This window comes from Virgibacillus halodenitrificans, assembly GCF_001878675.1.
GTDB classification, from domain to species: Bacteria; Bacillota; Bacilli; order Bacillales; family Amphibacillaceae; genus Virgibacillus_Q; species Virgibacillus_Q halodenitrificans.
Window position 1 is genome coordinate 1,448,623 of sequence record NZ_CP017962.1, and the last position, 15,225, is coordinate 1,463,847.

The 15,225-nt window shown below is 37.9% G+C and carries 16 protein-coding genes; 12 read left to right on the plus strand and 4 right to left on the minus strand.

All coding sequences use genetic code 11. The features are described 5' to 3' along the window. Window positions 1-8: 8 nt before the first annotated feature. The 5 genes from pilM (at window position 9) to BME96_RS07625 (ending at window position 3,795) form a co-directional block, all read left to right on the plus strand. A complete protein-coding gene (gene pilM / locus BME96_RS07605; protein WP_071648798.1) occupies window positions 9-926 on the plus strand; it encodes a type IV pilus biogenesis protein PilM in 918 nt (305 codons plus the stop codon). A 12-nt stretch (window positions 927-938) separates the two neighbouring features. Further along, the gene (locus BME96_RS07610; protein WP_019378590.1) at window positions 939-1,490 is read left to right on the plus strand and encodes a hypothetical protein; all 552 of its coding nucleotides are present in this window, start codon (window positions 939-941) and stop codon (window positions 1,488-1,490) included. Continuing rightward, window positions 1,471-2,013, plus strand: coding sequence for a type 4a pilus biogenesis protein PilO (gene pilO / locus BME96_RS07615; RefSeq protein ID WP_019378591.1), 543 nt, complete (start codon window positions 1,471-1,473; stop codon window positions 2,011-2,013). The genes BME96_RS07610 and pilO overlap by 20 nt, the downstream gene beginning before the upstream one ends. A gap of 175 nt (window positions 2,014-2,188) precedes the next feature. Then, window positions 2,189-2,416, plus strand: a complete 228-nt coding sequence (locus BME96_RS07620) for a hypothetical protein (RefSeq protein ID WP_019378592.1) — start codon at window positions 2,189-2,191, stop codon at window positions 2,414-2,416. A gap of 71 nt (window positions 2,417-2,487) precedes the next feature. Further along, window positions 2,488-3,795 carry a DRTGG domain-containing protein gene (locus tag BME96_RS07625; RefSeq protein WP_071648799.1) on the plus strand — a complete coding sequence of 436 codons (1,308 nt, stop codon included), beginning with the start codon at window positions 2,488-2,490 and terminating at the stop codon, window positions 3,793-3,795. Between the two features lie 153 nt (window positions 3,796-3,948). Here the strand turns inward: BME96_RS07625 and BME96_RS07630 are convergent, their stop codons facing one another. Further along, a complete protein-coding gene (locus BME96_RS07630) occupies window positions 3,949-4,242 on the minus strand; it encodes a YtpI family protein (protein ID WP_019378594.1) in 294 nt (97 codons plus the stop codon). 157 nt (window positions 4,243-4,399) lie between these two features. On the opposite strand from BME96_RS07630, the gene BME96_RS07635 reads away from it, so the two are divergent. Beyond that, on the plus strand, window positions 4,400-5,341 hold the full coding sequence (locus BME96_RS07635) for a DHH family phosphoesterase (protein ID WP_071648800.1): 942 nt from the start codon (window positions 4,400-4,402) through the stop codon (window positions 5,339-5,341). A 64-nt stretch (window positions 5,342-5,405) separates the two neighbouring features. Here BME96_RS07635 and BME96_RS07640 read toward each other — a convergent pair whose 3' ends face one another. From BME96_RS07640 to BME96_RS07650, 3 genes are all read right to left on the minus strand, one after another. Continuing rightward, window positions 5,406-5,603: a YtzJ family protein gene (locus BME96_RS07640; protein ID WP_019378596.1), complete on the minus strand. Its 198-nt coding sequence runs from the start codon at window positions 5,601-5,603 to the stop codon at window positions 5,406-5,408. Between the two features lie 122 nt (window positions 5,604-5,725). Then, on the minus strand, window positions 5,726-6,232 hold the full coding sequence (ytrI, locus tag BME96_RS07645) for a sporulation membrane protein YtrI (protein WP_019378597.1): 507 nt from the start codon (window positions 6,230-6,232) through the stop codon (window positions 5,726-5,728). Continuing rightward, the gene (locus BME96_RS07650; protein WP_019378598.1) at window positions 6,232-6,564 is read right to left on the minus strand and encodes a sporulation membrane protein YtrH; all 333 of its coding nucleotides are present in this window, start codon (window positions 6,562-6,564) and stop codon (window positions 6,232-6,234) included. Before BME96_RS07650 ends, ytrI begins: the two co-directional genes overlap by 1 nt. A gap of 141 nt (window positions 6,565-6,705) precedes the next feature. Between BME96_RS07650 and dnaE the strand changes: the two genes are divergently transcribed. The 6 genes from dnaE (at window position 6,706) to pfkA (ending at window position 15,216) form a co-directional block, all read left to right on the plus strand. Beyond that, complete coding sequence (gene dnaE / locus BME96_RS07655) at window positions 6,706-10,056, plus strand: DNA polymerase III subunit alpha (protein WP_071648801.1); 3,351 nt, start codon at window positions 6,706-6,708, stop codon at window positions 10,054-10,056. 122 nt (window positions 10,057-10,178) lie between these two features. Further along, window positions 10,179-11,414: an NADP-dependent malic enzyme gene (locus BME96_RS07660; RefSeq protein ID WP_019378600.1), complete on the plus strand. Its 1,236-nt coding sequence runs from the start codon at window positions 10,179-10,181 to the stop codon at window positions 11,412-11,414. 23 nt (window positions 11,415-11,437) lie between these two features. Further along, window positions 11,438-12,061, plus strand: coding sequence for a FadR/GntR family transcriptional regulator (locus BME96_RS07665; protein ID WP_019378601.1), 624 nt, complete (start codon window positions 11,438-11,440; stop codon window positions 12,059-12,061). A gap of 165 nt (window positions 12,062-12,226) precedes the next feature. Further along, window positions 12,227-13,099 carry an acetyl-CoA carboxylase, carboxyltransferase subunit beta gene (accD, locus tag BME96_RS07670; RefSeq protein ID WP_071648802.1) on the plus strand — a complete coding sequence of 291 codons (873 nt, stop codon included), beginning with the start codon at window positions 12,227-12,229 and terminating at the stop codon, window positions 13,097-13,099. Next, on the plus strand, window positions 13,035-14,054 hold the full coding sequence (gene accA / locus BME96_RS07675) for an acetyl-CoA carboxylase carboxyl transferase subunit alpha (RefSeq protein ID WP_051002320.1): 1,020 nt from the start codon (window positions 13,035-13,037) through the stop codon (window positions 14,052-14,054). Before accD ends, accA begins: the two co-directional genes overlap by 65 nt. Window positions 14,055-14,256: 202 nt before the next feature. Next, window positions 14,257-15,216 (plus strand): 6-phosphofructokinase, encoded by a 960-nt coding sequence (gene pfkA / locus BME96_RS07680; RefSeq protein ID WP_019378604.1) that lies wholly within the window; start codon window positions 14,257-14,259, stop codon window positions 15,214-15,216. The last annotated feature ends 9 nt before the right edge of the window (window positions 15,217-15,225 follow it).

Here is a 15,225-nt window from a genome sequence, read left to right on the forward strand (position 1 = left end):
AATACACGATGGGTTTATTAACAAATGACAGAGTCAATATTGTAATAACGAATTATCTTTTACGTTATTCTTACTATCGCATGCCTGCAGCAGATGGTCTTGTGAGTTATGGAGAAATTGAACTGCCGGAGGGAACGGTGCGAGAGGGGAAAGTCGAGAATAAATCGGTGCTTGTGGAAATGATTAACAAACTGATTTATGAGAAAAAATGGCGAAAAAAGAAGCTTTTCTTTTCTTTGCCGGATGATACAGTCGTGATTCGAAATATAGAGATACCTGCTTCATTAGCTAGAAATGAGGCAAAGGACTATGTAAGAACTCAACTGGGGAACAAAATATATCTTCCTTTTTCCAATCCAGTAATTGCCCTTGATTATCTTGATGTGACACCAGAAAGTGAAGAATATCAGCAAGTGTTGCTATACGCCTATCAGCAAGATAAATTAACTGCTTTTGAAGAGGTGTTTGACAAAGCGGGTTTTAAAGTGATTGGGGCGGACCTGACTTCCTTGTCTGTATACCGTTATTATTATCAGACAAGAGAAGAGCCATCAAGGCATGTGTTATTAGCGCATTGGAATCGGGACAGCTTAGGGATATCAATATTTCAAGAACATAAAGCAATCTTCACAAGGTATATAACAATTGATCCTTTGCTGTTTAGTGAACAAGAAGCGAATATTACTGTAATGCTGGATGATTATATTTTGGAAATCAACCGCATTATTGATTTTTATCGTTACTCGATCACCAAAGGAAATGAGCAGATTGAGCAAATAGTACTTTCAGGGGACTTTCCATTATTGGAAGAAGCACAAAGAAAAATAGCTGATCAGGCAACAATTCCAATAGATCGTTTTGCGAAAGAAGAATTGCCTGTGAAATATGTGGATGTAATGGGGTTGGGATTGAAGACAGATTGCTAAAGGGGATGACGTATGAATACCGAAATAAACTTTCTTGAAAAGCAGCCTTGGAAATATCGGAAAACAGTTTTCTTTGTCGCCCTCTTTTTACTTCTTCTGACGATCGCTGTCTCCATTTTATATATTCAAAAGAGCCGGCTTGAAGCTGAATTAACAGAGGAGAAAATTAAGATAGCACAGGTGGAAACACAGTTGCTGGAAATCAATAAGGCAACAGTAAACCAACAGCAATTAAATAACATAAAAGAAGAGATAGAAATCATTCGCACGGAGGAAATTCCCGTGGTTACCTCCTATTATAGCAGTTTGGAAGGATTGAAGAATCCTAATCAGCTGGTTAGCTTTGAACATACGGACGAAAACCGGCTAGTCATGGGTGCAATTTTTTCTACAGTAGAAGAAGTAGCAAATTATATGGAAGACGTTCAGGAGAAGAAGTACATCCTTCGTACAGAACTCACTGCGATGACAAAGTTGGATAAAAATTATCAGGCAACAATAACCATTATCGTGGACGAGGATGCCCTGAGAGAGGAGCTAGGTGATGCGGAAGGAATGGACTAAAAATCATACATATATTACGTTGGGAATTGTTGCGGCAGTTATAATGATCTATATTATTTCGTTTATCACGCTTATCAAACCTGCTCAGGAAGAAGTTGGAACAGAGGTACAAAAAGTTTCCATGTATGAACAGCAATTGCAAAAGCTTGACTCACAAGCGAATAGTAAAAATGAGTTAACTGAAGAGGACAAAGCTCTTAATCTGCTTGTGCCGCCTAAAAAGTCACCAGATGATGTTCTGCGCAAACTCCAGCAAGCGGCCATAGCTGCAAAAGTGACCATTGAATATGTCGGAACAGAAGGACAGGAACAGCTGGAGAAAGGTGAGGATGAGCAGACAGAGGGCCTCCCACAGGAACAATATGTGATCGATGTTTATGCCGGAAAATTAAATGACATTCATCATTTTCTCGACGGAATCCAAAAGAGTGAACGGCTAATTACAATTGACACATTATCCATCCAACAAACTGCAGATCAAGCGACTGCCAGCCTGCAAATAAAAACTTATGCTCAAAGATAGCCGGATTTCTGGCTATCTTTTTCAATTATATAGGTAGCACCTTTTAAGTGCTTTTTTAACAAGCTCCACATGTTATGTACTAATTATCTTCTCCACAGCTTCTATTGTTATTTATCTATCTTGTTCTACTTTGTCTATATTCTCATATAGATAAATAGGAAGGAGGAGAAGGGACATGCGTCATTATGTCGTATTGCGTTTATTATTGGCAGCATTTCTACTATATGTTGCTTGGCCAATTATTCCACAAGAAACAGGATTTGTGGCCAAGCTTTTTTGGGGTGGTTGGTTAGCCTTTTTTATTTTGGTAGTTGGAGGGAATTTTGCTGCTCTTTTACAAATGGTAACCCCTCCTGTTATGGAACAGAAAGAGTTGAGAAGACGTCAAGCCTCTAATCATTGAGTTTATGTACTTTCAACTGTATAATAAAATATACAGATAATATTAGTACAGTTGAAAGTTGGTGGGCCCCGGTGGCTACAAAACATGAACAAATTATTCAGCATATTTTAGCATTGGAAGTAGGCCATAAAATATCTGTCCGGCAAATTGCCAAGGAATTGAATGTAAGTGATGGTACGGCATACCGCGCCATTAAAGAAGCGGAAAATCAAGGTATTGTATCAACAATTGAACGTGTTGGGACAATTCGGATTGAGACAAAAAAGAAAGAAAATTTTGAGCGTCTTACGTTTGCAGAAGTAATTAATATTGTTGATGGCCAGGTGCTTGGAGGCCGAGAAGGACTGCATAAAACATTAAATAAATTCATCATCGGTGCAATGCAGCTTGATGCCATGCTTCGTTACACAGAAGCAGATTCATTGGTCATTGTTGGAAATAGAATAAAAGCACAGGAACTGGCCCTGGGAGAGGGGGCAGCTGTCTTAATTACAGGTGGTTTCGATACAGAGGAATATATTAAGCAGTTGGCGGATGAAAAGCAGCTGCCTATTATCTCCACAAGCTATGATACGTTTACTGTTGCAGCAATGATCAATCGAGCCATTTATGATCAGCTCATTAAGAAGGAAATCGTTTATGTAGGCGATATATTTACTTCCTATGATGAATCCTTTTATCTGACTGCAAGAGATACGATAGCTGATTGGTATCGACTGAATGATCAATCCGGCCATACTCGTTTTCCAGTTGTGGATGACAAAAAGCGAGTTATAGGAATGGTAACCTCAAAGGATATTGTCGGTAAAGCAAATGATGTGCATATTGAAAAAGTAATGAGCAGGGATCCGCAAGTAGTACAAGCTAAAACTTCGCTTGCTTCCGTCTCTCACCTAATGGTTTGGGAAGGAATCGAGGTTGTACCAGTAGTTGATCAGGCTCATGAATTACAAGGGATTATTTCCAGACAGGATGTTTTGAAGGCATTACAGCAGATCCAAAAACAGCCTCAGGTTGGAGAGACGATTAATGACATCGTTGCTCGTAATCTTACCCATACAGAAGACAGTGAGATTGTATTTGAAACAGAAGTTACCCCCCAAATGACGAACCAGCTTGGTACACTATCCAATGGTGTATTCACCACATTAATTACAGAGGCAAGTAGCAGGCTGTTGCAGTATTATAAAAAAGGTGATTTAGTAGTTGAAAATCTATCCGTATTTTTTATAAAACCAGTACAAATTGATAGTAAAATAACAATTAAGCCTAAGCTGCTGGAAGCGGGCCGTGTATATGCCAAATTGGATGTAGAGGTCTTAACAGGAAGAAAAGTAGTCGGCAAAGGACTGATTATGGCACAATTAATTGATAGATAAAAAACAGAGGCAGGCATAAAAAATTTATACATTGAAAATCCGAACCGATTCGTACTACTAATGAATCATGGTTCGGATTTATTTTTGTAATTAGCGGAGGGAAAATGCGCAGACTCCTCGCGAATTATTCCTTTATTGTAGGAACTTGGACTTTTATTTGGGATTCAAACGCCTATATTCACTACGGTAGTGCTTGACTTCCTTCATTCCTCTTAATAACTGCATTCCACCCAAAATCAGAAAAACGATGCCAATAAAAAGAGAAATTCTTGTCTGATAAAAAATATACTGATTTATCCCAAAAAAGAAAACGAAACTACCAAGACATATTCGGGATTTTGCGTTAAAATAAGCTTGAGTTAATTTATCTTCACTTTTTAATATGGCGACTTTATAATATACATATAAAACAAGTGAAAGTACGATGATGATTGGAAATATAAACATATAACCTCTCCTACTATCTTTTTAATATCCTCATATATTGTAACTTTTTTTATCAGGATAGGAAAGAGAAAGCTTGCTTTGTGGCCGCAAATATTAGTGATAATTCTTAAGGTATGGAAGTAGAGCTAAGGAGAGTAGTTGAGATGGGAGTCATAAAATGATTACAAGACAAATTTTAAATGATATTAGAGCATTTGATACTATTATTATTCACAGGCATGTACGACCAGATCCTGATGCACTCGGTTCTCAAGGGGCATTAATGGAATTAATTAAGGAGAATTTCCCTGAGAAGAAAGTCTATGTCGTTGGGGAAGAGGATCCATCTCTAACATTTCTTGTGCGAATGGATACGATTGAGGAGGAAGTGTACGAAGGCGCATTAGTTATCGTTTGTGATACCGCAAATGCTGCTCGAATTTGTGATCAGAGATATGATTTAGGTGAGAAACTGATCAAGATCGACCACCATCCAAATGTGGATACCTATGGTGACTTAAGGTGGGTAGATACAAATGCGAGTTCAACAAGTGAAATGATTTATGAGTTTTATCTTGAATTACAAGATCAATTGTCAATGAATGTAAAGGCAGCAAGACTTATTTATGCAGGAATTGTCGGTGATACAGGAAGATTTTTATTCCCTAGTACTACGACAAAGACATTCCATTATGCTGCTGAGCTTGTAGCCTATGATTTTGACCGTACGGCTCTTTATGATGGTATCTACAGTATGAAGGAATCCATAGCAAGAATGCGAGGGTATATATTAACAAATTACACATTGTCTCCAGAAGGGATGAGTACGGTTAAATTAACAAGGGACATATTGAATGAATTTGGGGTCAGTCCTGTAGATACCGGTCAGCTAGTTGGTGTATTAGGAGAAGTGGAAGGTATAAAGGCATGGGTCTTCTTTATTGAAGAAGAGGATCTCATACGGGTACGATTCCGTTCAAAAGGACCTATAGTCAATGATATTGCTGCGAAATATAATGGTGGAGGTCATCCTATGGCTGCAGGTGCATCTGTACCAACATGGAAAGAAGCGGAAAAAGTTATCAATGACCTACACATAGCATGTTCTGATTATAAATAAAAAAGTGTGCTGATTTCATAATGGAGGGAGGAAATCAGCACACTTTCTATATGGTTTGAAATTTTTAGCTTGTTTTACTGTCAGGCATTGGGATAAACCAGCAACCTGTTCTTGTATCATCACAATAGACATGAAGATGCTCCTTCTCAATTTCCCGTTTAATCAACCTAATTAGTTCTCCGGATTCAGCATAAGCGGTGCGACCTTGTTTTAACTGTCTGAGTTTTTCATCTCGTAATCTTCTCTCATTCATGATTAACATCCCAATCTCTCCTTTCCCGTTCATTAGTATATGAATAAATTAGTTATTTGTCTCTAATTCTATTTTATTTCATTTTTTTGTACTTTGCCATTCGTTTTCAAATATTTCATGAAACGTTCACATTAATCAGCAAGTTCTGCATGAAGTGTTAACTTCACTGTTTGAGAGATGATCGCTAGCTTTTCCACTTTAAATGAATAAGTAAATTCATCTACAGTAAAGTTTTTGTTCTCGATAGAGGAAATTAGAAGATCATCACTTTTGTCAATAATGGAAATATCTCTACCTATGATATGTTTTATTTCCTTTTTCACCATTTCTTCTAAATCATGAACGATTAACCGGTCTAAACGGTATTCGTTCTTATTAGCGATGTTAATTTCTATAGTTTCAACAGTAAGAGGTTCCTTCGATTTTTCGTTTAAATCTTTTTTATCCTGAAGAAGCGCCTCGTTTAAATCTCTTAACTCGGTTAATTCTGTGCGATATTCCCGATTTTCTTTTAAGAGCTGCTCATACATCTCACCATACATATATATAAGCGTACAGTAGGCGATAACACCACCGAATAACATGCCTACAAAGAAACGTTGCCAAGTGACTTTTTTATGGTATGGAGGGATATGCATTATGTGATTTCCTCCTGAATTAGCCATTCAATTAATAAGATAGCTGTTTTAACTCCTCCCATTGCAGAAACAATAAATAAAATCTGTTTCACCAAATCCAAGGTAGAACCGTCCAATAGCCCCTTCTCGAAATTAGCAATCGCATCAAACGTACCCCCAATAGCAGCTACAATGGCCCATATACGTAAGCTTTTAGCGATTCTGTTGATAGCGGTTATAGGCGCTTCCCCAGTAAGAAAAGATCCGATACTCCCGATTATGGCTCCACCAATAATGACACCAAACGCAATAAAGTAACAATGAATAAACGATGCAAAAAAACGTTCTTCCACTACATACACACTCCTTCTAGGACATGCTTCTATTATTTTATGAAAAGATAAGGATGGTTATGATAATCTCACAGGTAATCCGTATGCATGTTCTCTGGAGATTGTTATAATAGAAGGTAGAGAACTAGAAGGCGGGATATTATGTCATACACTCATTTACAGGTGAGAACAGGTTATAGCCTGATGAACAGCACTATAACCATTGATAAATTAGTAAATAAAGCAAACGAACTTCAGTTTAATACACTTGCCTTAACAGATGAAAATGTGTTGTACGGTGCTGTCTCTTTTTATAAAGCTTGTGTACAGAAGGGGATAAAGCCAATCATCGGTATGGTTACAAGTATTCTATTAGAAGACGGCTCACTGGAGTCCTGTATTTTATTAGCTAAAAATAATATTGGCTATCATGATTTGATGAAGCTTAGTACATTCTTGCAGGAGAATAAAAGTAGCCATATAACCTTAGATCAACTATCTCACTATACCAATGAATTGTTTGGTATTATTCCTGCTGCCCAATCACAACTGACTTCTTTAATAAAGGCAGAAGATCCCGATATTAATTCCTATATCCATACAAGACAAGCTGTGTTTCCGGATGAAAGTTTTTATATTGGCATTGCAGATCATGGAACAGAGGATGAGAGAATTATTAACTACAAGCTTCATCATTTTTACCAGATTCAGCCTTTTCCTGTGGTAGCATTACAGGATGTTCGTTATCTAAACGAAAAAGATGAAGTGGCATTTGATTGCTTACAAGCTATGAAGCAGGGGAAAGAATGGGATATGCGTTTGTCGGGACCTGAAGTAAGACAACGTTATTTAAAATCACCATCAGAAATGCTGGGGCTGTTCCAACAGACTTGGCCTGAGGCATATAAGCATAATCAGCAAATCAGTGCTAACTGTGTGGTAACCTTTGACTTTACCAAGCGTATGATTCCTGCCTATCCATTGAATGTTAATGAAGATGTACATACGTATTTGGAGAAGGAATGCTGGAATCGATTAGATAGAAGGTACCAAACAATTACAAAAGAAATAACGGAAAGATTAACGTATGAACTACAAGTCATTAAATCCATGAAATTCAGTGATTATTTTTTAATCGTGTCTGATTTTATAGCATATGCGAAAAAAAATAACATACTGGTGGGGCCAGGTAGAGGGTCGGCTGCTGGGTCGTTAGTAGCATATGTCCTAGGCATTACTGATGTCGATCCGATCCGTTTTGATCTGCTTTTTGAAAGGTTTCTGAACCCGGAGAGAGTAACAATGCCAGATATTGATATAGATTTTTCGGATAGAAGAAGAGATGAAGTAATTGATTATGTGAAAGAAAAATATGGGGAAAAGCATGTTGCACAAATCATTACTTTTGGAACATTTGCAGCGAGATCATTAATTAGGGAACTTTTAAAAACATTAAATATCGGACAGGAAGATAGTAACTTTGTTTTAAAAAACCTCCAAGGTCATAAACGAATTATTGACATTATCAATGAATCAGGCGAACTTAAAGCGTATGTTAAACAATCGGAAAAGTTAAAGGTTTTGTTTTCTATAGCTACAAAATTAGAAGGTATTCCCAGACATATTTCTACACATGCAGCAGGAATAGTAATTAGCGAAGAACCGCTCATGGAACATATTCCTTTAACCGTTGGGGCTAATGAAGGACTCCTGACCCAATATCCAATGAATGATTTAGAAGCAGTAGGATTGTTAAAAATTGATTTATTGGGGTTGCGAAATCTTACACTTTTAGAAAAAATGAAAGAAACAATTTATTACTCCACTCGAAGGAGAATAGATTTGGAGCATCTTCCTGAACAGGACGAAAAGACGTTTCAACTTCTAAAAGCGGGGAATACAAATGGGGTTTTTCAATTTGAATCTCAAGGTATGCAACAAGTACTTAAACGATTGAAACCAACTGAATTTGAAGATCTCGTTGCGGTTAATGCTTTGTATCGTCCCGGTCCAATGGATTATATTCCTACTTATATTAACAGGAAGCACCGAATGGAAGAGACTACCTATCCACATCCAGATCTTGCCCCCATTCTAAGCAAAACGTATGGCGTATTAGTATATCAGGAACAAATTATGCAAATAGCTCATCAGATTGCCGGTTTTACCCTTGGTGAGGCCGATATTTTACGGAGAGCTGTCAGTAAGAAACAGCAGGAAGTGATGGGAGAGCAAAAAGAAGCGTTTATTAAAGGCTGTCTGTCTAATGGTTACGATAAAACAGTCGCAGAGGAAATTTTTGATTGGATTGTTAAGTTTTCCAATTATGGGTTTAACCGAAGCCATGCGGTAGCTTATAGTAAAATTTCTTATCAGCTGGCCTATTTTAAAGCGCATTTTCCTGCACATTTCTTTGCAGAGTTATTAAGTTCTATTGCTGGTCAGCAAGAAAAAATACAGCAATATATTAAAGAAATAAAAGGGCTTGGAGTGGAAGTTGCGCCTCCATCGATAAATCACAGTTTTGGAAAATATTCTGTGGAAGGGAATAAAGTACGAATTGGGCTGTTAAGTATTAAAGGAATTGGTAATCAAGTAATTAGAGAGATTATCCGTATTCGAAAAGATGGACGATTTAAAAATATATTTGATTTTTGCATGCGAGTACCTCTGAAAATTATTAATCGGAAAATATTGGAGAACCTCATTATGGCTGGAGCTTTTGATGAAACCTATGAAAATCGGGCAAGTCTGCTTGCATCCATAGATCAGGCATTGGAACAAGGAGAACTATTCAGGGAATTTAATGATCAACCCAGCTTATTCCAGGACAAATTGGAATTGGAAGCAAATTATGTAGACATTGAAGACTTTAGCCAATTTAAAAAATTGACAGATGAAAAAGAATTGGTAGGAATATATCTATCAAGTCATCCACTTAAAAGTTACCGAAATAAATTGCAACAAGGAGGGTTCACTACACTACTTCAGGCAGAACAGTTGGTTGGGCGAAGAAATAGCAAAGCGGGGGCAGTTATCCAATCCATGAAAGTGATACGAACGAAGCGTGGAGACTCCATGGCGTTTCTTACCTTAGGGGATGAGACAGGAGAAATGGAGGCGGTTATGTTTCCGGATTTATATCGAGATGTGAGCAGATGGATAAAGGAGGAACAACTGGTAGCTATAACAGGTAAGGTAGAAAACAGAAGCGGTAGATTACAATGGGTACTGGGAGATATGAAGCCATTGGATGAAGTGGAGTTGCCGCATGTTGATAACCGAAGGCTGTTTATAAAGCTCTCCCCTCATAATAAAGAAGAAGGGTTAGTGCTTATTAAAAAAATAGCAAGGCGATATCCAGGGACTACTCCAGTTTTAGTATATTTGGAACATGATCGAATCACATACCAATTAAAAGATGTTGCCATTCATCCCACAACTGAATGTATAAACGAAATGACAGGCCATTTTGGAAAAACATGTGTAGTTTTGGATAACAAGAGCAAGTAATCAATACTTTACACATAAATACCATCTGTTATAATTAAGAAGTTAAGGGTGGTCTGACCACTTTGCGTGCGTATAAAATTATTAAAATACAATTAGATATGGGATAAGGAGTGGTAATTGAAATGGCAAGCTTAAGAGATGAAGCATTGCATATTCATAAAGTAAATAAAGGGAAATTAACAACGAACTCAAAAATTCCGGTTCGTAATGCTAAGGATTTAAGTCTTGCTTACTCTCCTGGTGTGGCAGAACCATGTAAAGAGATATATGAACGTAAAGAAACAGTATATGATTATACAATGAAAGGAAATATGGTTGCAGTTGTGAGTGATGGTTCTGCTGTATTGGGTTTAGGAAATATTGGTCCTGAGGCTGCGTTGCCAGTAATGGAAGGGAAGTCTGTCTTGTTTAAAAGCTTCGCAGGAGTAGATTCCTTCCCTATCTGTCTGAATACCCATGATATAGAAGAAATTGTTCAAACAGTTAAGCTAATGGAACCAACATTCGGAGGCGTAAATCTGGAAGATATAGCAGCACCTAATTGCTTTGTCATAGAAGAGCGTCTAAAGAAAGAAACGAATATACCAATCTTTCATGATGATCAGCATGGAACAGCTATTGTAACAGTAGCAGGATTGATTAATGCATTAAAATTGGTAGGGAAATCTTTCTCTGATATTAAAGTAGTGGCAAACGGAGCAGGTGCCGCTGGTATAGCAATTATTAAATTATTATATAGCTTCGGTGTTCGCGAAATGATTATGTGTGATTCAAAAGGAGCCATCTTTGAAGATCGCCCATATGGTATGAATGAAGTGAAAGAGAATGTCGCTAAATTTACTAATCTGGCAAAAAAAGAAGGGTCTCTTGAAGAAATGTTAGAGGATGCGGATGTATTTATTGGTGTATCTGTAGGTGGTGCCTTAACTTCTGATATGGTAAAGAAAATGAACGAAGATGCAATAATTTTTGCTATGGCTAATCCTGATCCGGAAATCATGCCTGAAAATGCAAAAGAGGCTGGTGCAAGAGTTATAGGTACCGGTAGATCTGACTTTCCAAACCAGGTGAATAATGTGTTGGCTTTCCCCGGTATTTTCCGTGGTGCGCTAGATGTCCGGGCAACTAGGATTAATGAGAAAATGAAAGTAGCAGCTGCCGAAGCAATCGCTTCTCTAATTGGAGAGGACGAGTTAAATGAAGATTATGTAATTCCAGCTCCTTTTGATGCCCGTGTTGCACCAATTGTTGCCAAAAGTGTGGCCCAAGCGGCAATGGAATCCGGTGTAGCAAGAATTGAAGTTGACCCTGAGGAAGTCGCAGAGAAAACTCGGAGATTAACTCAGATTGATCAATAAAATGTGGTTTAAGGGAGTGAACCATGGCAGTGCCCATGTCACCTAAGCAAAAAGTATATCAGGAAATTCTTCAGGAAATCCGGAAATTTATTGACCATCATGATTTGAAGCCTGGAGATAAATTACCCTCTGAACGGGAATTAGCTGATAGGCTTCAAGCAGGGAGATCATCAATCAGAGAAGCTTTAAGAGCAATGGAATTATTGGGATTAATTGAGACGAAGCATGGGGAAGGTACCTTTATAAGTACGTACCGACCTTATCAGACAGTTGAAATCCTTTCTTCTTTTATTTTGCAAGGGAATGGTACCAAAAAAGATTTATTAATTTCTAAACGTATAATAGAAAAGGAATGTGCTAAGTTAGCTTATAAACAGCTAACTGAAGATGATCTGCAGAAGATGGAGAGCTTGTTAACTGATTCAAAAATGAGTGATACTGAAAGACATACTGCTTTTTTCACTCATTTAGCTGTCAAAACAGATAATCTTTTGATGCAGAGAATATGGCAATTAATGGATGAATTCTCTGTTACAATGCCAGAACAAAAACTAGTAGATTCATTTTATGTAGAATTAGTTGATATATACAAAAGAAATGTATATATGGAGATCGAGAATCTATTTGAAAAATATACATGTTCGTAATTAAGATTAATTTATGAACTCGACGTTTTATGACAGTCTTTTTAAAAGTAATGTATTATAGTGAAGGAAAAGTGTAGCTAAGTTGTAAGGGCAGAAACTTTAATAGGCTTTTAGCTTAAAGCTTGCTTTGCAGCTATAGGTTTGGTTCGAAAAGGAGGAGTCATCTTGCTTAAGGATTTTTTTGGCAAGCGAAAAAAGTATGCATCCATACCAAGTGAACAGGCAAAAACAGATGTTCCCGAAGGATTAATGCAGAAATGCAAAGGATGTCATAAAATTTATTATAGAAAAGAAATGAAGAAAAACGTAAATGTTTGTCCTAATTGTAACTATCATCATACATTAACTGCTTGGGAGCGTATTGATTCCTTATTTGATGAAAATAGTTTTCAAGAATGGGACAAGCAGTTGATTACGAGTAATCCGCTTGATTTTCCGGACTATGAAGAGAAAATGAAAAAAGACCGTGAAAAAACAGGCTTGAATGAAGGTGTGGTTACAGGAGAAGGAACAATAGAAGGCCATCGCGCAGCTTTTGCTGTGATGGATTCAACTTTCCGAATGGGATCCATGGGTTCTGTGGTAGGCGAGAAGATCGCACGTGCGATTGAAAATGCTAAGGATGAATCCATTCCTTTTATTATTTTTACTGCGTCTGGAGGGGCCCGAATGCAAGAGGGCGTGCTCAGCTTAATGCAAATGACTAAGACGTCTATTGCTATTAAACGATTCAGTGAAGCAGGTGGATTAATGGTTTCTGTTATGACGCACCCAACAACAGGTGGGGTATCTGCTAGTTTTGCTTCATTAGGAGATTATAATTTTGCTGAACCTGGTGCCTTAATCGGTTTCGCCGGGAGAAGAATCATTGAGCAAACTATTCGCGAAAAACTGCCTGATGATTTCCAAACAGCTGAATTTCAATTAAAACATGGCCAATTGGATAAAGTAGTTCATCGACACCAGTTGAAGCATGTATTATCTACTTTACTTCAGCTACATCAGAAGGGTGGGAAGTCACTTGAAACAAATTCTTGACTTTGAAAAGCCAATTGTCAACTTAAGAGAAAAAATTGCTGAATTGAAGAATTTTACGCAGGATAGTGATATTGATTTATCTGAAGAGATTTCTACCCTCGAAAAGAGACTATCTAAACTGGAAGAGGACATTTACGGTAATTTAAAACCTTGGGACCGTGTATCAATGGCAAGACACCAAGACAGACCAACTACATTGGAATATATTGAAAATCTCTTTACTGATTTTATAGAGTTCCATGGTGATCGGTTATTCGGCGATGATGAAGCAATAGTAGCGGGAATTGCATTTTATAAAGAAAAACCTGTAACTGTAATCGGCCACCAGCGGGGAAAAGGCACGAAAGAGAATATACGCAGAAACTTTGGTATGCCTCATCCCGAAGGTTACCGCAAAGCCTTGCGTCATATGAAACAAGCAGAGAAATTTAACCGACCGATTATTTGCTTTATTGATACAAAGGGGGCTTATCCTGGTAGAGCGGCAGAAGAACGTGGCCAAAGTGAAGCCATCGCCAGAAACCTTATGGAGATGGCCGGTCTAACTGTTCCTATTATTTGTGTAGTCATCGGTGAAGGTGGTAGTGGTGGTGCGCTTGCGCTTGGAGTTGGAGATCACATTCACATGCTGGAGAATTCTACATACTCAGTTATCTCTCCAGAAGGTGCAGCTGCCCTGTTATGGAAAGACTCTGGTCAAGCAAAAAAAGCTGCTGAAACCATGAAAATTACCTCTTACGATTTGAAAGAGCTAGGTGTTATTGATACGATTATTCAAGAACCAAAAGGGGGAGCTCATCGAGACTTGGAAGAGCAAGCCAGAAATATGGATGCAGTACTGGAAAAATCATTGCAGCAATTAGAAGCATTTTCAAAAGATGAGCTACTTGAACAAAGATGGGAAAAGTACAAGAAGATCGGTGATTATAAGTTGGATCAATCAATAGACTTATGATCTTCAAAGAGGCTGACATATTGTTAGTCTCTTTCGCTGTTGTAAGTAAATCCTGCCTTTACTCTCCTATTCAGGTTAGTATCTTACTTTTTTCCATTCGTTATGGGAATTATGCTATTGATTGCTATTTTAACGTTTTCGTTTTATCTTTAAGTAAGGAACATTAAACTAGAAAATCCGCTCAACAGAGGTGAATTTTATAATGAAACGAATTGGAGTTCTAACTAGTGGTGGGGATGCGCCAGGTATGAATGCTGCGATTAGAGCAGTAGTCAGAAAAGCAATTTTTCATGACTTAGAAGTGTATGGTATAAAATATGGTTACCAGGGTCTTATGGAAGGAAATATATTTAAAATGGAGGTCGGCTCTGTAGGTGATATTATTCACCGTGGTGGTACTATACTTTATTCTGCCAGAAGTGATGAATTTAAAACGCCTGAGGGCCAAGCAAGGGGAATTCAACAACTTGAAAAGTTCGGGATAGAGGGACTAATTGTCATTGGTGGGGACGGAAGTTTTCGTGGAGCTCAAAAGTTAACTGAGAGAGGATACCCATGTATAGGTGTTCCTGGAACAATTGATAATGATATAGCTGGGACTGATTTCACCATCGGCTTTGATACGGCATTAAATACTGTTATTGAAGCTATTGATAAAATACGTGATACAGCTACTTCCCATGAAAGAACCTATGTAATAGAAGTAATGGGCCGTGATGCTGGTGATTTGGCTTTATGGGCCGGATTGGCAGATGGAGCTGAGAGTATACTTATACCGGAACGAAAGGATGATTTCTCAGAAGTCATTCAAAAGCTGCAACGCGGACGTGAAAGAGGGAAGAAGCATAGTATCATTGTACTTGCTGAAGGTGTTGGATCCGGATTTAAGTATGGTGAGCGTATTCATCAAGCAACAAGTCTGGAAACTCGTGTAACCGTATTGGGACACATTCAACGAGGTGGTTCGCCAACTGCTTCTGACCGTGTATTAGCTAGCAGGCTTGGAGCTTATGCTGTTGATTTATTATTAGCTGGAAAAGCAGGTCGGACAGTCGGTATTCAAAACAATCACTTAGTTGACCACGACATCCTCGAAGTATTAAAAAAACAACATACAATTAATGAAGATATGTACAAATTATCACAAGAACTTTCGATCTAAACAGGTGTA